The sequence below is a fragment of the Streptomyces sp. NPDC030143 genome, assembly GCF_055573695.1.
The window spans coordinates 140,851-160,138 of sequence record NZ_JBVIAY010000017.1 but is presented as its reverse complement, the minus strand read 5'-3'; the positions used below and the strand labels follow the sequence as shown (position 1 = coordinate 160,138).

General features: G+C 71.8%; 15 protein-coding genes and 1 other RNA gene. 11 read left to right on the top strand and 5 right to left on the bottom strand.

Annotated features, from left to right (window positions below):
• The first annotated feature begins 242 nt into the window (after positions 1-242).
• The 4 genes from ACZ4YY_RS26950 (at position 243) to ACZ4YY_RS26935 (ending at position 6,273) form a co-directional block, all read left to right on the top strand.
• Positions 243-1,934 carry a serine/threonine-protein kinase gene (locus tag ACZ4YY_RS26950; RefSeq protein WP_468295382.1) on the top strand — a complete coding sequence of 564 codons (1,692 nt, stop codon included), beginning with the start codon at positions 243-245 and terminating at the stop codon, positions 1,932-1,934.
• 152 nt (positions 1,935-2,086) lie between these two features.
• Positions 2,087-3,382 carry a serine/threonine-protein kinase gene (locus tag ACZ4YY_RS26945; RefSeq protein WP_468295379.1) on the top strand — a complete coding sequence of 432 codons (1,296 nt, stop codon included), beginning with the start codon at positions 2,087-2,089 and terminating at the stop codon, positions 3,380-3,382.
• A 428-nt stretch (positions 3,383-3,810) separates the two neighbouring features.
• On the top strand, positions 3,811-4,917 hold the full coding sequence (gene prfB, locus ACZ4YY_RS26940) for a peptide chain release factor 2 (protein WP_468295375.1): 1,107 nt from the start codon (positions 3,811-3,813) through the stop codon (positions 4,915-4,917).
• 318 nt (positions 4,918-5,235) lie between these two features.
• Positions 5,236-6,273: a hypothetical protein gene (locus ACZ4YY_RS26935; protein ID WP_468295372.1), complete on the top strand. Its 1,038-nt coding sequence runs from the start codon at positions 5,236-5,238 to the stop codon at positions 6,271-6,273.
• A gap of 96 nt (positions 6,274-6,369) precedes the next feature.
• Here ACZ4YY_RS26935 and ACZ4YY_RS26930 read toward each other — a convergent pair whose 3' ends face one another.
• Positions 6,370-6,561, bottom strand: a complete 192-nt coding sequence (locus ACZ4YY_RS26930; RefSeq protein ID WP_468295369.1) for a hypothetical protein — start codon at positions 6,559-6,561, stop codon at positions 6,370-6,372.
• Between the two features lie 235 nt (positions 6,562-6,796).
• On the opposite strand from ACZ4YY_RS26930, the gene ftsE reads away from it, so the two are divergent.
• The 5 genes from ftsE (at position 6,797) to ssrA (ending at position 10,818) form a co-directional block, all read left to right on the top strand.
• The gene (ftsE, locus tag ACZ4YY_RS26925) at positions 6,797-7,486 is read left to right on the top strand and encodes a cell division ATP-binding protein FtsE (RefSeq protein ID WP_468295364.1); all 690 of its coding nucleotides are present in this window, start codon (positions 6,797-6,799) and stop codon (positions 7,484-7,486) included.
• 41 nt (positions 7,487-7,527) lie between these two features.
• Positions 7,528-8,445 (top strand): permease-like cell division protein FtsX, encoded by a 918-nt coding sequence (gene ftsX, locus ACZ4YY_RS26920; protein ID WP_468295361.1) that lies wholly within the window; start codon positions 7,528-7,530, stop codon positions 8,443-8,445.
• A gap of 68 nt (positions 8,446-8,513) precedes the next feature.
• Positions 8,514-9,680: a S41 family peptidase gene (locus ACZ4YY_RS26915; protein ID WP_468295358.1), complete on the top strand. Its 1,167-nt coding sequence runs from the start codon at positions 8,514-8,516 to the stop codon at positions 9,678-9,680.
• Positions 9,681-9,760: 80 nt separating this feature from the next.
• Positions 9,761-10,291, top strand: a complete 531-nt coding sequence (gene smpB / locus ACZ4YY_RS26910) for an SsrA-binding protein SmpB (RefSeq protein WP_468295355.1) — start codon at positions 9,761-9,763, stop codon at positions 10,289-10,291.
• Between the two features lie 121 nt (positions 10,292-10,412).
• Positions 10,413-10,818: a transfer-messenger RNA gene (gene ssrA, locus ACZ4YY_RS26905) on the top strand.
• Between the two features lie 86 nt (positions 10,819-10,904).
• Here the strand turns inward: ssrA and ACZ4YY_RS26900 are convergent.
• The 3 genes from ACZ4YY_RS26900 to ACZ4YY_RS26890 all read right to left on the bottom strand — a co-directional run bounded on the left by ACZ4YY_RS26900 (position 10,905) and on the right by ACZ4YY_RS26890 (position 15,521).
• Positions 10,905-11,915, bottom strand: a complete 1,011-nt coding sequence (locus ACZ4YY_RS26900) for a LacI family DNA-binding transcriptional regulator (protein WP_468295351.1) — start codon at positions 11,913-11,915, stop codon at positions 10,905-10,907.
• Positions 11,915-14,164, bottom strand: a complete 2,250-nt coding sequence (gene yicI / locus ACZ4YY_RS26895) for an alpha-xylosidase (RefSeq protein WP_468295347.1) — start codon at positions 14,162-14,164, stop codon at positions 11,915-11,917. The genes ACZ4YY_RS26900 and yicI overlap by 1 nt, the downstream gene beginning before the upstream one ends.
• A gap of 154 nt (positions 14,165-14,318) precedes the next feature.
• Positions 14,319-15,521: an MFS transporter gene (locus ACZ4YY_RS26890; RefSeq protein ID WP_468295342.1), complete on the bottom strand. Its 1,203-nt coding sequence runs from the start codon at positions 15,519-15,521 to the stop codon at positions 14,319-14,321.
• An 83-nt stretch (positions 15,522-15,604) separates the two neighbouring features.
• Between ACZ4YY_RS26890 and ACZ4YY_RS26885 the strand changes: the two genes are divergently transcribed.
• On the top strand, positions 15,605-16,588 hold the full coding sequence (locus ACZ4YY_RS26885; protein ID WP_468295338.1) for a LysR family transcriptional regulator: 984 nt from the start codon (positions 15,605-15,607) through the stop codon (positions 16,586-16,588).
• A gap of 270 nt (positions 16,589-16,858) precedes the next feature.
• Here the strand turns inward: ACZ4YY_RS26885 and ACZ4YY_RS26880 are convergent, their stop codons facing one another.
• Positions 16,859-17,686, bottom strand: a complete 828-nt coding sequence (locus ACZ4YY_RS26880) for a hypothetical protein (protein WP_468295335.1) — start codon at positions 17,684-17,686, stop codon at positions 16,859-16,861.
• Positions 17,687-17,873: 187 nt separating this feature from the next.
• Here ACZ4YY_RS26880 and ACZ4YY_RS26875 point away from each other — a divergent pair, with 187 nt between their 5' ends.
• On the top strand, positions 17,874-19,268 hold the full coding sequence (locus tag ACZ4YY_RS26875; protein WP_468295330.1) for a nitrate/nitrite transporter: 1,395 nt from the start codon (positions 17,874-17,876) through the stop codon (positions 19,266-19,268).
• The last annotated feature ends 20 nt before the right edge of the window (positions 19,269-19,288 follow it).

Here is a 19,288-nt window from a genome sequence, read left to right as displayed (position 1 = left end):
ATGTGCCCGTCTCCCGGGAACAAGTGATCTTGATTGGTCGGCTCTGCCCGCAAAAATGCCTGATCCGTACCGCGCCGACGAACAGTTGAGATCGGTCACTCCCCGGTTCGGCAACCAAAAGGAACGACCGGGGCGTCTTTCCTGCGAACCTTTGCTTCGATGCCCCCGGCACTACAGTGTGGGAAACACAGTGGGTCGGAACATCGGAACACTCGTAAGCGATTCAGCAGGGAGCGCGTGACGTGCGGCCAGTCGGCAGCAAGTACCTGCTCGAGGAGCCGCTCGGACGCGGCGCCACGGGCACCGTCTGGCGAGCCCGCCAGCGCGAGACCGCGGGCGCCGAGGCGGCCGTGCCCGGACAGCCCGGAGAGACCGTCGCGATCAAGGTCCTCAAGGAGGAGCTTGCGAGCGACCCGGACGTCGTGATGCGCTTCCTGCGCGAGCGTTCGGTGCTGCTCCGACTGACGCACCCCAACATCGTCCGGGTCCGCGACCTGGTCGTCGAGGGTGATCTGCTGGCCCTGGTCATGGACCTCGTCGACGGGCCCGACCTGCACCGCTACCTGCGCGAGAACGGCCCCTTCACGCCCGTCGCCGCCGCCCTGCTCACCGCGCAGGTCGCCGACGCGCTCGCCGCGAGCCACGCCGACGGCGTCGTCCACCGCGACCTGAAGCCCGCCAACGTGCTGCTGCGGCAGGACGGCGGCCAGATGCACCCGATGCTCACCGACTTCGGCATCGCGCGCCTCGCCGACTCCCCGGGCCTGACCCGCACCAGCGAGTTCGTCGGCACACCCGCGTACGTCGCACCGGAGTCCGCCGAGGGCCGCCCGCAGACGTCCGCCGTCGACATCTACGGCGCCGGCATCCTGCTGTACGAGCTGGTCACCGGCCGCCCGCCGTTCTCCGGCGGCTCGGCCCTGGAGGTCCTGCACCAGCACCTGAGCGCCGAGCCGCGCCGCCCCTCGACGGTCCCCGACCCGCTGTGGACGGTGATCGAGCGCTGCCTGCGCAAGAACCCGGACGAGCGCCCCGGTGCCGAGAACCTCGCGCGCGGGCTGCGCGTCGTCGCCGAGGGCGTCGGCGTCCACGCCAACTCGATGCAGATCGCCGCCGCCGAGGGCGTGGGTCACCTGCTCGCGCCCGACCCGGCGCCCGCGACCGTGCCGGGCGCGCCGGCCGGCGGCTACGACCCGAACGCCGCGACCAGCGTCCTGCCGCACACCTCCGGCCCCGGCACCCCCGCCGGCGCCGCCGACCCCACCGCCGTCCTGCCGCACACCGGCGGCCCGGCGGGCGCGGGCGACCCGACCGCCGTGATGCCGCCGGTGCCGCCGCACCAGCCCGGCCAGGGTCAGCAGCCCGAGCAGCCGCACCCCTGGCAGAGCCAGATGCGCGCCGCCCGCGACCGCAACGAGCAGACGCAGGTCCAGTACGTCGACCCGAACGAGGACCCGCTGCGCCGCCGCCCCCAGCGGCAGGTCGCCCGCCCGCAGCAGCAGCCGCAGCGCCGCCAGCAGTCCCCGCAGCAGGGCTACGGCTACCCGCAGCAGGGCCGGCCCCAGCAGCAGTACGCGCCCCAGCAGCCGCAGGCCCCCCGGCGGCAGACGCCGCAGCCCCAGCAGCCGCAGCGGTACGCGCCGCAGCCCCAGCAGCCGCAGCAGCGGCCCGCGCCGGAGCCCCGGCAGCCGAGGGAGCCGCGTCCGCCGCGCCAGCGCAGTGCCAACCCGATGCGGATCCCCGGGCTCGGCTGTCTCAAGGGCTGCCTTTTCACGATCGTCATCCTGGTCGTCGCCGGCTGGCTCATCTGGGAGCTGAGCCCGCTCCAGGACTGGATCGGCACCGGCAAGGGCTACTGGGAGCAACTCGGCGACTGGTTCGACAAGGTCGCGGGCTGGGTCGGGGACCTGGGCGGCGGTTCCGGCACTTCGTGAGGTTTCGGCGCGGACCCGGACGGCGCGTCCCGCGGGACGCGCGGCGAGTCTGGGGATTTGTCGACAACTGACGGGTGATTTCCGCCTCCACGGTGAAGGTTGGCTCGGCGGACGCGTACTTTTGTCGGCAACACGCGTCTGTAGGAGCAGCCTTGGCACGGAAGATCGGCAGCCGGTACACCGCCCACCAGATCCTGGGCCGGGGCAGCGCCGGCACGGTGTGGCTGGGCGAGGGGCCGGAGGGGCCCGTCGCCGTCAAGCTGCTGCGCGAGGACCTCGCGTCCGACGAGGAGCTCGTGGGGCGCTTCGTGCAGGAGCGCACCGCCCTGCTCGGCCTGGAGCACCCCCACGTGGTCTCCGTACGGGACCTGGTCGTCGACGGCAACGACCTGGCCCTCGTCATGGACCTGGTGCGCGGCACCGACCTGCGCACCCGGCTGGAACGGGACCGGCGGCTGGCGCCCGAGGCCGCGGTGGCGATCGTCGCCGACGTCGCCGAGGGGCTCGCCGCCGCACACGCGGCCGGGATCATCCACCGGGACGTCAAACCGGAGAACGTGCTCCTCGACATGCAGGGCCCGCTCGGTCCCGGCGGCTCGCACCGCGCGCTGCTGACCGACTTCGGCGTCGCCAAGCTCATCGACACCCCGAAGCGGACCCGCGCGACGAAGATCATCGGTACGCCGGACTATCTGGCCCCCGAGATCGTGGAGGGCCTCCCGCCGCGCGCCTCGGTGGACATCTACGCGCTCGCGACGGTGCTGTACGAGCTGCTGGCGGGCTTCACGCCGTTCGGCGGCGGCCACCCCGGCGCGGTCCTGCGCCGGCACGTCACGGAGACGGTCGCGCCGCTGCCCGGAATCACCGACGAGCTGTGGCAGCTGCTCGTGCAGTGCCTGGCGAAGGCGCCGGCCTCGCGACTGCGGGCCTCGGAGCTGGCGGCGCGCCTGCGGGAGCAGCTGCCGGCGCTGGCCGGGATGCCGCCGCTGGATGTGGACGAGCCGGACGCGGAGTCCGCGGAGGACGGTCCTCAGGGCGCGTCCGCGGCGGAGGGCGCCGACCGCGGGGCGGCGGCCCCCTCCCAGGGCGCCGGGACCTCCGGGACCTCCGGGGCCTCGGCGGGGCGGGAGCGGCGGGGGTCGGTGCCGTTGGTGCCGGGCGCCAAACCGGACTCCAACCGGGACACGCACACCTCGATGCGGGTGCCGGCGCCGGACGAGCTGGCGGGCGGCGCCCATGGCACGGCCAGGGTCCCCCGGGCGCCCGGGGCCCCGCGCCCGGGCTCGGCCCGCAACCGCGCCACCGCGCGCAGGCGGCGGATCGCGCTGGGGGCGGCGGCGCTCGCGCTGGCCGCGGCGGTGGGTGTGGGCACGTGGGCGGCGACGTCGGGCGACGACGCGGGGGCCCGGCCGGGCGATACGAAGAACTCGACCTCGACGGCGCCCTGACCGTCGGCCGCGGGGTCGCGGGGTCGCGGGGTCGCGGGGTCGCGGGTCGCGCGCGTCGCGGGGCACGCGGGGCGCTGGCCGTGGGCCGCTGTACTGGGGCGACAGGGGCGGGCTGGCCTCCGGGCCGGGGGCCGCGCAAGGGTGCCTGGGGGTGTGGAGGTGTATCCGGGCGGTTGCCTCGCCCCCGCCGCCCCTACCCTTCCCGTCCCCAGGGGCTCCACCCCTTCGACCCCCGCCGGGGCTGCGCCCCTGCACCCCGCATCGGCCCTGAACGGGCCTCGTCCTCAAACGCCGGACGGGCTGGGTCAGCGGAGCTTTGTCGGGAGGGGGTCGGACGGGCTGGGGGGACCGGGTCTTGTCGGGGAGGTGGATCGGGGTGGTCCGGCGGGAGGGCCCGGGTTGCTCGGCGGAGCCGTTACGCTGGGAGCGTGGCAGTCGTCGATGTATCCGAAGAGCTCAAGTCCCTCTCCTCGACCATGGAGTCGATCGAGGCCGTTCTGGACCTCGACAAGCTGAGGGCAGACATCGCCGTGCTCGAGGAGCAGGCGGCCGCGCCGTCCCTGTGGGACAACCCGGACGAGGCGCAGAAGATCACCAGCAAGCTGTCCCACCTCCAGGCAGAGGTCAGGAAGGCCGACGCGCTGCGCGGCCGGATCGACGATCTCGCCGTGCTGTTCGAGATGGCCGAGGAGGAGGACGACCCGGACACCCGCGCCGAGGCCGAGGCCGAGCTGACCTCCGTCAAGAAGGCGCTGGACGAGATGGAGGTCCGGACGCTGCTCAGCGGTGAGTACGACGCCCGTGAGGCGCTCGTCAACATCCGCGCCGAGGCCGGCGGCGTCGACGCCGCCGACTTCGCCGAGAAGCTCCAGCGCATGTACCTGCGCTGGGCCGAGCAGCGCGGCTTCAAGACCGAGATCTACGAGACGTCGTACGCGGAAGAGGCCGGCATCAAGTCGACGACGTTCGCCGTGCAGTCGCCGTACGCCTACGGCACGCTCTCCGTCGAGCAGGGCACGCACCGGCTGGTGCGGATCTCGCCCTTCGACAACCAGGGGCGCCGCCAGACGTCCTTCGCCGGTGTCGAGATCCTGCCGGTCGTCGAGCAGTCCGACCACGTCGAGATCGACGAGTCCGAGCTGCGCATCGACGTCTACCGGTCCTCGGGCCCGGGTGGTCAGGGCGTGAACACGACCGACTCGGCCGTGCGCATCACCCACCTCCCCACCGGCATCGTCGTCTCCTGCCAGAACGAGCGGTCGCAGATCCAGAACAAGGCGACCGCGATGAACGTCCTCCAGGCGAAGCTGCTCGAGCGGCGCCGGCAGGAGGAGCAGGCCAAGATGGACGCGCTCAAGGGCGACGGCGGCAACTCCTGGGGCAACCAGATGCGTTCGTACGTCCTGCACCCGTACCAGATGGTCAAGGACCTGCGCACCGAGTTCGAGGTCGGCAACCCCGAGGCCGTGTTCAACGGTGAGATCGACGGATTCCTCGAGGCCGGAATTCGCTGGCGCAAGCAGCAAGAGAAGTAGGTTTGTCGACAAGGCAACTGCCCCTGCTCCAGGGGTGGTTGCCTTTGTCGTTTCCGGACGCGTCCCCGATGTCCGGGTATTGCGTCACAGTTTTACATCACACTCACAGCTCCGACACCCGGCAAAACATTCCTCTACGGACATTGCGTACGCAATGCCCTTGACGTTGCTTTGAAAAATGGGAAGGGTGAAGCGTGGCATGCGTATCTCCGGGGCGCATGTGAACCGGGGGGACTTCGCTATGTTTCGGCTACCTCCGTCGATCACGGCCCCGGGCGCGGCCTCATCGACGATTCGGCTACTGGGGGTAGCAACCATATGACCAAGAAGACGCGGATCCGGGTCGCGCGCATAGCCGCCGGCGCCGTGATCGCGGCGGGCGCCTCGCTGACCGTGGCGGGTGCGGCCTCGGCCGTCGACGGCGACGGCGGCAAGAGCGGTCTCGTCGAGACCCTCACCGGCGAGGGCGCCAAGTCCCCGCGCAACCCCGACCCCTGCGAGGTCGGCACCGGTCCCGAGTGCCCGACGACCGGCGGCAACAGCTCCGACGGCGGCGCTGCCTCCACCACCAGCAGCAACGGTGGCGCGTCCAGCGACGGCGGCGCGAGCAGCTCCAGCAGCAGCAACAACGGTGGCGCCTCCAGCGACGGTGGCGCGAGCAGCTCCAGCAGCAGCAACAACGGTGGCGCCTCCAGCGACGGCGGTGTCGCCTCCATCGGCGGCAGCGCCTCGATCGCCGGCGGCGCCGCGTCCATCGGCGGCAGCGTCTCCATCGGCGGCTCCAGCAACAACGGCGGTGCGTCGAACGCGGGCAGCTCCAGCAACAACGGCGGCTCGGGCAACGGCGGTTCGAGCAGCAACAACGGTGGCGCGTCGAACGCGGGCAGCTCCAGCAACAACGGCGGCTCGGGCAACGGCGGTTCGAGCAGCAACAACGGCGGTGCGTCGAACGCGGGCAGCTCCAGCAACAACGGCGGCTCCGGCAACGGCGGTTCGAGCAGCAACAACGGCGGCTCCAGCAGCACCGGCGGCTCCGCCAGCACCGGCGGCACCTCCTCCACGGGCGGCTCCGCCAGCACCGGCGGCACCGCCACCGGTGGTTCCACCAGCACCAGCGGTGGCACCGGCACCACGCCCGACGGCACCTCCGCCCAGGAGGCCGGCAGCTCCGCGCTGACCGACACCTCGGACTCCACCTCCGACGCGGCCGCCCAGGGCGGTGGCGAGGAGCTGGCCGAGACCGGTGCCGGCCAGACCGCGTTCCTGGTGATCGGCGCGGCGACGATGATCGCCGGCGGCATCGGCTTCCGCGTGCTGCCCCGTCTCGTCGAGGGCCGCGGCGCCGCGGCTGCCTGACGGTAGCCGCGCCCGCACCGACCGTACGCGCGCAGGAGAAGGGGCCCGGAGCTCGCTTGAGCTCCGGGCCCCTTCGGTGTCCTGCGGGCGGGGCGGCTACGCGGTCTGGTGGGCGAGCAGGGCGACCGCCGCCACCAGCACCGCGAGCAGTGCGACCAGCGCCATCGGGTTGAGACCCGCGAAGAAGTTCTCCTGCTGCATCCGCTCGCGGTTCGCGCGGCACACCGGGCACCGGCCCTCGCTCACGGGCGCGGCGCAGTTAGCGCACACCAGCCGGTCGTACGTCATGCGCTCGCCCTCCTTGCACCGGTTCCACGTACACAACGCTCACGAGACCGCGAACGTTCCCCCTCCACTGTGCCAGGTTCCTGCGGGGGCCGCGCGACGCGCCGGGAGAGGGGGCACGGGCAAAGTCCCGTACAAAACCGCACAAGCCGCCCCCAACCGCAACCGGTGCCTGCGCTCCCGTACCCGGTTCGCGTATGGTCACGCTCATCTACCCCCGGCGACCCGTGGTGCATCCGTGATCCGATTCGACAACGTCTCCAAGGTCTACCCCAAGCAGAGCCGCCCCGCACTCAGGGATGTGTCCCTCGAGGTGGAGAAGGGCGAGTTCGTCTTCCTCGTCGGGTCCTCCGGCTCCGGAAAGTCCACCTTCCTGCGGCTGATCCTCCGCGAGGAGCGGTGCAGTCACGGACAGGTGCACGTCCTGGGCAAGGACCTCGCGCGCCTCTCGAACTGGAAGGTGCCGCAGATGCGCCGCCAGTTGGGGACGGTCTTCCAGGACTTCCGGCTGCTGCCGAACAAGACGGTCGCGGAGAACGTGGCCTTCGCCCAGGAGGTCATCGGCAAGTCCCGCGGCGAGATCCGCAAGTCCGTGCCGCAGGTGCTCGACCTCGTCGGGCTCGGCGGCAAGGAGGACCGGATGCCCGGTGAGCTCTCCGGCGGTGAGCAGCAGCGCGTCGCCATCGCGCGAGCCTTCGTCAACCGGCCCAAGCTGCTGATCGCCGACGAGCCGACCGGCAACCTCGACCCGCAGACCTCCGTCGGCATCATGAAGCTGCTGGACCGGATCAACCGGACCGGTACGACCGTGGTGATGGCGACGCACGACCAGAACATCGTGGACCAGATGCGCAAGCGCGTCATCGAGCTGGAGCAGGGCCGCCTCGTCCGCGACCAGGCACGCGGCGTCTACGGCTACCAGCACTGAGACCCGCCCCCGAGAGCCACGGAAAGGCATAACGAGCCGCCATGCGCGCCCAGTTCGTCCTGTCGGAGATCGGTGTCGGTCTCCGTCGCAACCTGACGATGACCTTCGCCGTCGTCGTCTCCGTCGCCCTGTCGCTCGCCCTGTTCGGCGGGTCGCTCCTGATGAGCGACCAGGTCAGCACGATGAAGGGCTACTGGTACGACAAGGTCAACGTCTCGATCTTCCTCTGCAACAAGAGCGACGCCGAGTCGGATCCCAACTGCGCCAAGGGCGCGGTGACCGAGGACCAGAAGAAACAGATCAAGTCCGACCTCGACAAGATGGGGGTCGTCGACACGGTCACCTACGAGTCGCAGGACGAGGCGTACAAGCACTACAAGGAGCAGTTCGGCGACTCGCCGCTGGCCGCCTCCCTCACGCCGGACCAGATGCAGGAGTCGTACCGCATCAAGCTGAAGGACCCCGAGAAGTACCAGGTCATCGCGACCGCCTTCGACGGGCGTGACGGTGTGCAGTCAGTGCAGGACCAAAAGGGCATTCTGGACAACCTGTTCGGGCTGCTCAACGGCATGAACTGGGCGGCGCGGGCCATCATGGCGCTGATGCTGGTCGTCGCGCTGATGCTGATCGTCAACACCGTGCGCGTCTCGGCGTTCAGCCGACGGCGTGAGACCGGGATCATGCGCCTGGTCGGCGCCTCCGGCTTCTACATCCAGGCGCCGTTCATCGCGGAGGCCGCGGTCGCGGGCCTCATCGGCGGCACCGTCGCCTGCGGATTCCTGGTGATCGCGCGGTACTTCATCATCGACCACGGCCTGGCCCTGTCCGAGAAGCTGAACCTGATCAACTTCATCGGCTGGGACGCCGTCCTGACGAAGCTTCCGCTCATCCTCGCCACCAGTCTGCTGATGCCCGCGTTGGCCGCGTTCTTCGCGTTGCGCAAGTACTTGAAGGTGTGACGCATGCCAAGGGGGCCGTACGGTCAAGCGACCGTGCGGCCCCTTCGCGTTCCCCTAGACTCGCCGCCATGTCAGGCCGTGACCCGTTTCGTCCACCCCGCCGCTGCCGCCGTGGGGCAGCCCTGACCCTGGTGTTCGCGAGCGTCCTCGTCGCGGGTGCGGCGACCGGCTCGCTGCCGGGTGACGGCCGCGAGGCGTCCGGGCAGGCCCGCCCGGCCGGTCCCACCAGCCACTCCGACCTGGTGACCAGGGCCGCCGCGGAGGCGATGGCCGACGGCAAGTCGCCGTTGGAGGCCGCCGAGCGCGCCGTCAGCCGCAGCGGCGACCGCTGGGCCGCGGTCTACTCCGAGGGCGAGTACGAGGAGTTCGCCGACTCCCTCGACGGGCGGTACACCGGCGTCGGCCTGGAGGCGCGGCGCGAGCGCGACGGCCGGATCGAGGTGACCTCGGTGCAGTCCGGGTCGCCCGCGGCCGGCGCCGGGATCCGCGCGGGCGACCGGCTGCGCAGCGTCGACGGACAGCGGGTCGACGGCCGTCCGGTCACCGAGGTGGTCTCCTTACTGCGCGGTGACAGCACCCACGCGCCCGCCGGCACGACCGTCCGTCTCGGTCTTCAACGCGGCACGCGCGCGTGGACCGAGACCCTGCGCCGGGCCCGGGTGTCCACCGAGTCGGTCACCGTGCGCACGCTCGCCGGGGGCGTCACCGTCATCCGGATCGCCGCGTTCACCAAGGGCGTCGGCGACGCCGTCCGCACCGCCGTGCGCCGGGCCCCGGCCGGGACCGGCGTCGTCCTGGACCTGCGCGGCAACTCCGGCGGCCTGGTCACCGAGGCCGTCTCCACCGCCTCCGCCTTCCTCGACGGCGGCCTCGTCGCCACCTACGACGTTGACGGCGACCAGCGCGCCCTGCACGCCGATCCCGGCGGTGACACCACGAAACCCCTGGTGACGCTGGTCGACGGTGGCACGATGAGCGCGGCGGAACTGCTCACCGGCGCCCTCCAGGACCGCGGCCGCGCGGTCGTCGTGGGCACCCGCACCTTCGGCAAGGGGTCTGTGCAGATGCCGAGCCGGCTGCCCGACGGCTCCGTCGCCGAGCTGACCGTCGGCCACTACCGCACCCCCTCCGGCCACACCGTCGACGGCAAGGGCATCACCCCCGACCTGGAGGCCGACCGGGGCGCCCTCGAGCAGGCCGGGACGGTGCTGAGCGGGCTCGGGGACACGCGGTGACCCCGCTCCGGCGAGCCGCGTAATCGGCTTTCCCCCGGACCCCCTCCAGGTGCGAAAATGGCGGCACTATGAGCAAGGGAATGTACGTACCGAAAGAGTCGCAGCCGAAGCAGGGCAAGCCGGCCGCGGAGAAGACCAAGGGCCAGCGCAAGATCGTCGCGCAGAACAAGAAGGCCCGGCACGACTACGCGATCATCGACACCTTCGAGGCCGGACTCGTACTGACCGGCACCGAGGTGAAGTCGCTGCGTCAGGGGCGTGCCACGCTGACCGACGGGTTCGTCCAGATCGACGGGGGTGAGGCGTGGCTGTACAACGCCCACATCCCCGAGTACTTCCAGGGCACCTGGACCAACCACTCGGTGCGCCGCAAGCGCAAGCTGCTCCTGCACCGCGCGGAGATCGACAAGCTGGCCGTGAAGTCGGAGGAGACGGGGCACACGATCGTGCCGCTCGCCCTGTACTTCGTGGACGGCCGGGCGAAGGCCGAGATCGCGCTGGCGCGAGGCAAGAAGGAGTACGACAAGCGGCAGACGCTGCGGGAGAAGCAGGACCGGCGGGACACCGACCGGGCGATCGCCGCCGCCAAGCGGCGTCAGCGGGGCGCGTAGCCGCAGCCCCGCCGTCGGGCGCGCCGCCGGGCCGCCGGGAATGGGCTGGCACGCACCTGCGTTGGTCACGTACGATGGCACCTGTGCCCCACAGCGGGTACGACGATTGAAAAATCAACATGGGGATGATCGGTTTCGACAGCGGATGTCGAAGCAGGGGAAGCGTGTCGAGGAAGCGGCCATGATCTCGTAAACCACAGGCCGAAAAAAATAATCGCCACTGTTAAGAGCGATTCTCCCAAGGCGACGCAGTTCGCCCTCGCCGCCTGATCTCAGGTAGCTAGGCAACTGCCCCTTACTTAAGGGAGTGTCAGCCCGGGCTTGTTCCCGACCCGGATCCTGGCATCAGCTAGGGGACTAAACCTTGATCCCGGTCACGGGGTGAAGAGGGAAACCACACAGTGACTGGGCCCGTCGGCGACTTGTTCGCGTGATCGCCGGGGCCGAGAAAAGCACAGCGAACTGCACACGGAGAAGCCCTGGTTCCGCACCGTTGGACGCGGGTTCGATTCCCGCCATCTCCACCACCCCATGTGAACAGAGCACCCCGTCCCCCTCCAGGGACGGGGTTTTCTGTTGGCACCCCCGGTGCGTCACGCAGGTGCCCGGTGCCTCACGGCAGTGCTCTGGGCGCCGTACTCGCCCGCGGTGTCAGCGTCGGCGCCAGTAGGGTCTCCTGGGGCACCGCCTCGTCGGCGAGCTTCGCCATCAGCAGTTGCACCGCCCGTGTGCCCAGCTCCGCGGAGGGCAGGGTGACGGAGGTGACGGGGACCCGGCAGGACGCGGCGATGTCGTCGGGGCAGATCGCGGTGACCGACAGATCCGCCGGCACCCGCAGACCGAGCTGCTCGAAGGCGTCGATGAGCGGCTCCAGGACCGCCTCGTTGTGGACGACCACCCCCGTCAGCGCCGGCTGCTCGCGCAGCAGCCGTTCCGCCGCCCGGCGCGCGGCGGCGGGCGTCGCCTCGCAGGGGTGGACGGCCGAGGCGAGGCCGCTTCGGTCGGCGGCCTCCGTGAAGCCCTGCACCACCCGCTGGGCGAACGCCGTCCCGCGGACGTAGACCTCCGGCGGCGACCCCACCAGCGCCACCACCCGGTGGCCCAGCCGGGCCAGATGCTCCACGCACCGCTCGCCCGCCGCCCGGAAGTCCAGGTCGACGCAGGTCACCCCGGCGGTCTCCTGCGGGAACCCGATCATCACCGACGGCCGGTCCAGGCGGCGCAGCAACGGCAGCCGCGGGTCGTGGAGCTGCACGTCCATGAGGATCAGCGCGTCGACCAGCGCGGTCTCGGCGACCCTGCGCAGACCGTCCTCGCCCTCCTCCTGCGTCAGCAGCAGCACGTCGTGGTCGAAGCGGCGGGCGGCCACCGCCACCGCCACCGCGAACCGCATGACGACCGGGACGTGGATGCCGGTCCGCAGCGGCACCACCAGCGCGAGCACCTGGGAGCGGCGGCCGGCCAGGGCGCGCGCGCCGGCGTGCGGGCGGTAGCCCAGCTCCCGCGCGGCGGCCTCGACGCGCTGCCGGGTCTCCGCGGAGATCGGACGCTTGCCGCTGAGGGCGTACGACACGGTGCTGGGCGAGACGCCGGCGTGCCGCGCCACATCGGTGATCCTGACCATCAGCCCAGCTCCAGGGTGAGGAACCCGGTGCCCGCCCCGGCCCGCGCGAGCCGGTCGCCCGCCGCGAGCGCCCAGGTCGCCGAGGGGTCACTGGAGGAGGCCCGCAGGGTGTCGCCCTCCCGGACCACGGTGAAGGTGACCGTCCCCACCCGCACGGTCACCTGCGCGCCGCGCTCCAGGCCGTAGGTGCGCAGGGTGACACCGTCGGCGTGGTCGTAGTCGGGCCGGTCGGCGTGCGCGCCCACCGGGAGCACCGCGCCCGGCCGCACCAGCAGTGGCAGGCTGAGGAAGTCGTGCCGTTCGCGCACCCAGCGCGGCCCCGTCACCGTCCCTCCGGTGGAGTAGTGGGTCCAGGTGCCCTCGGGGACGTAGTAGGTGACGTCTCCCTCGTCGTCGAAGACGGGCGCGACCAGCAGGTCCGGGCCGAGCATGTACTGCCGTTCCAGGTGCGCGCAGCCGGGGTCGTCGGGGAACTCCAGGACCATGGCCCGCATGACGGGCGTCCCCTCCTCGTGGGCGGTGCGGGCGGCCTCGTACAGGTAGGGCATCAGGCGCAGCTTGAGCCGGGTGAAGTGCCGCAGCACGTCCACGGACTGCTCGTCGAACAGCCACGGCACCCGGTAGGAGGAGCTGCCGTGCAGCCGGCTGTGGGACGACAGCAGGCCGAAGGCCAGCCATCGCTTGAACAGCGAGGGCGTCGGCGTGTCCTCGAAGCCGCCGATGTCGTGGCTCCAGAAGCCGAACCCGGACAGGCCGAGCGACAGCCCGCCGCGCAGCGACTCCGCCATCGACTCGTACGTGGCCTCGCTGTCGCCGCCCCAGTGCACGGGGAACCGCTGCCCGCCGGCCGTCGCCGACCGGGCGAACAAGACCGCCTCGCCCTCGCCCCGGTGCTTGCGCAGCACGTCGAAGACCGTGCGGTTGTACAGGTGGGTGTAGAGGTTGTGCATCCGCTCCGGGTCGGAACCGTCGGACCACACCACGTCGAGAGGGACGCGCTCGCCGAAGTCGGTCTTGAAACAGTCCACGCCCTGGGCGAGCAGCGCCTCCAGCTTGGCCGCGTACCACTCGCGGGCGGCCGGGCTGGTGAAGTCGACGAGCGCCATGCCCGGCTGCCACAGGTCCCACTGCCAGACACTGCCGTCGGGGCGTCTGAGCAGGTGCCCGAGCGCCTTGCCCTCGGCGAACAGCTGAGAGCGCTGGGCGATGTACGGGTTGATCCACACGCACACGTGCAGGCCCTTCGCCTTCAGCCGGGCCAGCATCCCCTCCGGGTCCGGGAACACCCGCGGGTCCCAGCGGAAGTCGCACCAGTGGAACTCGCGCATCCAGAAGCAGTCGAAGTGGAAGACGGACAGCGGCAGCTCGCGTTCCCGCATGCCCTCGACGAAGGAGGTCACCGTCTCCTCGTCGTACGACGTGGTGAAGGACGTCGACAGCCACAGGCCGAACGACCAGGGCGGCGGCAGCGCCGGGCGCCCGGTCAGCGCGGTGTACCGGCGCAGGATGTCCTTCGGGGTGGGGCCGTGGATGACGTAGTACGTCAGCTGCTGCGTCTCGGCGCTGAACTGCACCCGGGAGACGGCCTCCGAGCCGACCTCGAAGGACACCCTGCCCGGATGGTCGACGAAGACGCCGTAGCCCGCGTCGGTCAGGTAGAACGGGACGTTCTTGTAGGCCTGTTCCGTCGCCGTGCCGCCGTCGGCGTTCCAGATGTCGACGACCTGACCGTTCTTCACCAGCGGCCCGAAGCGCTCACCGAGGCCGTAGACGGACGTGCCCACGCCGAGGGTGAGCTGTTCGCGCAGGTGGTGGGCGCCGTTGGCGTCCCGCATGATGCCCATGTGGCGGGGGCCGCTGAAGGTGAGGGTGCGGCCGTGCGCGAGGAACTCGACGCGCCAGGGCCCGCGGCGGGCCACCCGCACCGACAGCGCGCCGGAGGTCAGGGTCGCGTGCTCGTCGTCGTGGGTGATCAGCGGCTCGGCCTCGCCCTCGGTGAGGTCGAAGGCGGGCTCGTTCGGCTGACCGCCCGTGAAGTGGGTGAGGGTCAGGCCGATGACGTCGGGCATCGGCGTGTGCGCGGTGATCGTCACGACCGGTCCCGTCATCAGGTCGCCGCGGGAGCGTACCGGCCGGGTCGGCGCGTGGATCTCCATGACGCCGTCGACGTCGGTGACGTCCAGGACCTGGGCCGGATGGGAGGCGGTGACCCCCTCGCGCAGGAGCCAGTAACCGTCGGTGAACTTCATGGGGGGTGTCCTTACGTCACGGCTCCCCACGGTGGTGTCGTGGGCGAGCGTTCGCCAAAAGACGGAACGGTGGTCGCGCGCGGTGTGTCGAACCGTTCGACGGGAGACGTCGAAGCGCTTCGACGGGCGAAGGTAGGTGGCTGCCGTGAGCACGTCAATGGGGCGTCCGGCGCGGGACGGCAGTGGTGGTGGCGAGGGTGATCAGCAGGGCCGTCACGGCCGCCGCGACCGGCACGCCGTACCCGGCCTCGGCCGAGAGGTGCTCCACGACCCAGCCGCCGGTCGCGCTGCCGCAGGCGATGCCGGCGAGCAGACCGGTGACCGCGAGGGTCATGCCCTCGTTGAGACGGCCCTCCGGGGTGCGTTCCTGGACCAGGGCCATGGTGGTGACCATGGTCGGCGCGGTCGCCGTCCCGGCGATCAGCAGGGCGCCCGCCAGGAGCGGCAGCGAGCCGGCCGCTGTCGCGGCGAGCAGCGGCAGCGTCAGCAGGACGGCCATCGCGGCCACGTTCCCCGGCTGGCGCCGAACGGCCGGCGCGGACGGCCGCACCGCCCCGTACACCAGCCCGGCCGCGCACGAGCCCGCCGCCTGGAGCGCCAGGACCACGCCGGCCGCCGTGGCGTGCCCGCGTGCGTCCGCGAACGCGATCGTGACCACCTCCGTCGCCCCGAACACCGCGCCCAGCGCGAGGCACACGGCGAGCAGCGGGGGGACGCCGGGCGCACGCAGCGGGGATCCGGCGGTGGCGTGGGGGTGAGGGGGCGGTTCGGTCGAACGCTGGGCGGCGAACAGCAGGACGCCGGTGACCAGCAGCACCACGCCGACCAGGGTGCCCGCCTCGGGGAACAGGGTTCCGCACAGGAGGGCCGCCAGCACCGGGCCCAGCATGAAGCACAGTTCGTCGGCGGCCTGTTCGAAGGAGGTGGCGGTGTGCAGGGCGTCCGGGTCGTCCTTCAGCAGGTGCGCCCAGCGGGCCCGGGACATTCCGCCGGTGTTGGGGGTCGTGACGGTGGCCAGTTGCGCGGCGAACAGGGTCCAGTCGGGCGTGCCGCCGCGCACGCACAGCACCAGCGCGAGATTGCCCAGCACCGCGAACAGCGTGGCGGGCACGGCGACCCGGGCCTGCCCGTACCGGTCGACGAGCCGCGCGATCCACGGGGCGACCAGCGCGGACGCGGCGAGCCCGGTCGCGGTGATGGCGCCGGCGAGGGCGTACGAGCCGCGCGTACCGGCGATCATCATGACCGCGCTGACGCCGAACATGCCCATCGGCACCCGCGCGAGCAGGTTGCCGGCGGTGAAGGCGCGGGCGCCGGGGAGGGCGAGGAGGCGGCGGTAGGGGGTGAGGTCGGGCATGCCCCCACCGTCGCCTGCCGATGATCAAGGGGTCCAACACCTGCTGCGCGCCGATTCACGCACCTGCGTTGTAAGTTGCCGCCATGTCCCGTCATCTCGACCCCCGGCTGCTGCGCGCCTTCCTCGCCGTCGCCGAGGAACTGCACTTCACACGTGCCGCGGCCCGTCTGTACGTCGCCCAGCAGGCGCTCAGCCGCGATGTGCGGCGCCTGGAGCGGGAGTTGGGGGCCGAACTGTTCGTGCGCACCACCCGGCAGGTGACGCTGACGGGGGACGGCGAGCGGCTGGTGCCGCTGGCCCGCCGGGCGCTCCAGGCGCAGGACGACCTGCTCGCGGCGTTCGCGACGGCCCGTCCGCTGCTCGTCGACCTCAACTCCCCGGGTCTGGAGACGGGGCGCCGGGTGCTGCACCGGGCGCGCGAACTCGTCCCCGAGCTCGAGCTGATGGCCCGCTACGAGAGCGGTCTGACCGGTGCCGCGGTGGAGATCGTCTCGGGGCGGCTCGACGCGTCGTTCGGGCGGTACGCGGGGCTGGACCCGGTGCTGCGGGCCCAGCTGGACCACCGGCTCGTGCGCTGGGAGCCGATGGCGGTCCTCCTGCCCGAGGACCACCGGCTGGCGGGGCTGGCGCGGGTGCCGCTGGCCGCGCTGGCGGGCGAGAGCGTGTACGCGGGAGCCGGCAATCCCCGGACGCCGGAGTGGACCGACCTCGCCCGGCTGCTGTTCGAGGGGCGCGGCATCGAGCTCGCGCCGCCCGCCCCGCTGGCCGTCGGGGAGGAGGAGTTCCGGCGCGTCATGGCGAAGTCCCGCTCCCCGATCCTCGCGGTGGTGGGATTTCCGGCCATGCCCGGGACGGTTCTGCGGCCGCTCGTCGACCCCGTTCCGCTCTCCCCGGTGTCACTGGTGTGGCGGAAGGGGCTGGTCCATCCGGCGCTGGACGCCCTGCGGCAGGCGGCGGCCGACGTCGGGGGAGAGGAGAGATGGCTGGAACAGACCGTCGGAGGCTGGTTTCCCGCCATCGACATGAGCATGACGTTTCCCTGTAAGAACGACAAACACGTCCACTGACGTCACGCCCTGCGCTGAATTCGTCGCCCTGGGTGCAGCAGGGGTGGACGGCGCGCGGACCGGGTGGGGGCCCGGAACCGCCGACGGGTGCTCGTCGCGGCAGCCGCGCCCTGAACAGACCCGTGGTCCCGTGGGGGGAAACGCGCACGTGAAAAATGGCGGGAAGATGCCAACCGGAATCGCCGGATGCGTGCTCTGCTTCGGCTGGGCGGAGGACCTGGCGGCGGGGAGACGGCCACGGCTGTGGCCCTGGGCGGCGGGGAACGGGCGCTAGCCGCCGGGGCGACGGGAATCCGCGGTGTCCTCGGAGCCCTCGGTGTCCCCGGTGCTCTCCGGGTCCGCGGTGTCCGCGATGCCCTCCGTGCTCTCAGTGGGCTCGGTGCCCTCCGTGCCCTCGGTGTCGAGCAGCTCCCCCAGCTCGTGGGCCAGCAGCCGGTACCCCGCCTTCCAGCCCTGCGGGTCCGGCGCGTCCGGTCGCACCAGGGCGGGCAGGTGGGCCACCCGCCACGCCCGGAAGGCCCCGGCCGGGCCGACGCGCCCGGGCAGGCCGGTGAGCGCGGCGGCGAGCGCGAGCGCCTCGGCGACGGCGGTCGCGGACCCTCGTACCCAGGGCCCGGAGTCGGGCGGCCGTACCCCGGGGTCGGGCGGCCGTACCCCGGGGTCGGCGCCGTCGGGCGGCCGGCGGGCCACGGCCGCCGTCACCAGGGCCTGGAGGAAGCGGACGAGCTGGAGGTCCGCCGCCGTCAGGCACATCCGGCGAACCGTCCGGGGCCGGCTCACCTCCGCCACCAGCCGCTCCGCGTCGTCCGGCACCCGCGCGAGGCCGGTGAACGCCGACCACAGCAGCAGCGACTGCGCGGTCACCCGGTGCTCGCGCAGGTAGCCCAGCTCGTCGGCGACGCCCATCGCCGACGGGGAGAAGCCGCCGACGTCCCGGACGACGGTGAGGAGACGCTCGGCCGTCGGCCCGTGCCGGGCGAGGTGGGCGCCGACCGACGCCTCTGCGACGTTCCAGGTGCCCGTCGCGACGACCGCGCCGGTCTCCACGACGCCGCCGAGGGCCACGAAGACCTCACGGGCGAGCCTGTGCTCCGACATGTCCTTCTCCCGTCGTCCGCCGTGCGATCCTCGACCAGAACCTCTCATCCGCCGCCCGCGGGCGGTGAGAGCAACGTTCCCTTCCGGTCACCCACAGCCACAGGCCGGAAACGCGCCCTCCCTACCTTCAGGACTCATCACCGCTCATCACCGCGAACCACCCGAGCCCGGAGCACGTGGAGGCGTCATGACAGCCCCTAGCCCAGCCCCCGCACCCCCTACCTCCGCCAAGCGGGGGAGCCGCTGGATCGACCAGTGGGACCCGGAGGACGAGGCCTTCTGGAACGCCACAGGCGAGAAGATCGCCCGGCGCAACCTCTTCTTCTCGGTCCTCTCCGAGCACATCGGGTTCTCGGTCTGGACGATGTGGTCGGTGCTCGTGCTCTTCATGGGGCCGGAGTACGGGCTGACGCCGGCGGACAAGTTCCTGCTGACGTCGGTGGTCACCCTGGTCGGAGCGGTCGTCCGCGTCCCCTACACCTTCGCCGTCGCCGTCTTCGGCGGCCGGAACTGGACGGTCATCTCCGCGGCGCTGCTGCTGATCCCGACCGTCGCCGCGTTCGCCGTGATGGAGCCGGGGACGTCGTACAACACGTTCCTCGTGATCGGTCTGCTGGCCGGCATCGGCGGCGGCAACTTCGCCTCCTCCATGACCAACATCAACGCCTTCTTCCCGCTCCGTAAGAAGGGCTGGGCGCTCGGCCTGAACGCGGGCGGCGGCAACATCGGTGTGCCGGTCCTCCAGATCGTCGCCCTCGCGGTCATCGGGGCGAGCGGCGGCCCGCGCGTCCTGCTCGGGATCTACATCCCGCTGATCGTGATCGCCGCCGTGCTCGCCGCGCTGTACATGGACAACCTCACGTCCGTGAAGAACGACACCGGTGCCGCCGTCGACGCCGCGAAGGACACCCACACCTGGATCATGTCCTTCCTCTACATCGGCACCTTCGGGTCCTTCATCGGCTACAGCTTCGCCTTCGGCCAGGTCCTCACCAACCAGTTCGGCCGTACGCCGCTGCAGGCCGCGTACCTCACCTTCATCGGCCCGCTGCTCGGCTCCCTGATCCGGCCCGTGGGCGGCTGGCTCGCCGACCGCTACGGCGGCGCCCGCATCAGCCTCTACAACTACGTCGGCATGGCCGCCGCCACCACCGTCCTGATCTTCGCCAGCATGCACAAGTCGCTGCCGCTGTTCGTCGCCGTCTTCGTGGTGCTGTTCGTGCTCAGCGGGCTCGGCAACGGGTCGACGTACAAGATGATCCCCGGCATCTTCCAGGCGAAGGCCGTCGCGATGGGGCTCAGCGGAGAGGACGCCGCGAGCTACGGCCGCCGGCTCTCCGGCGCCTCCATGGGGCTCATCGGCGCGGTCGGCGCGCTCGGCGGCGTCGGCATCAACCTCGCCTTCCGCCAGTCCTTCCTCTCCTACGGCTCCGGCACCGGCGCGTTCGTCGCCTTCCTCGCCTTCTACGCCGCCTGCTTCGCCGTCACCTGGGCCGTATACCTTCGCCGCCCGGCCGGCCGGATCACCGCCTCCGGGGCCACCTCCGAGGCGAAGCCGCAGCTCAGCTACGCCGAGGTGTGACGTAACACTGGCGACATGAA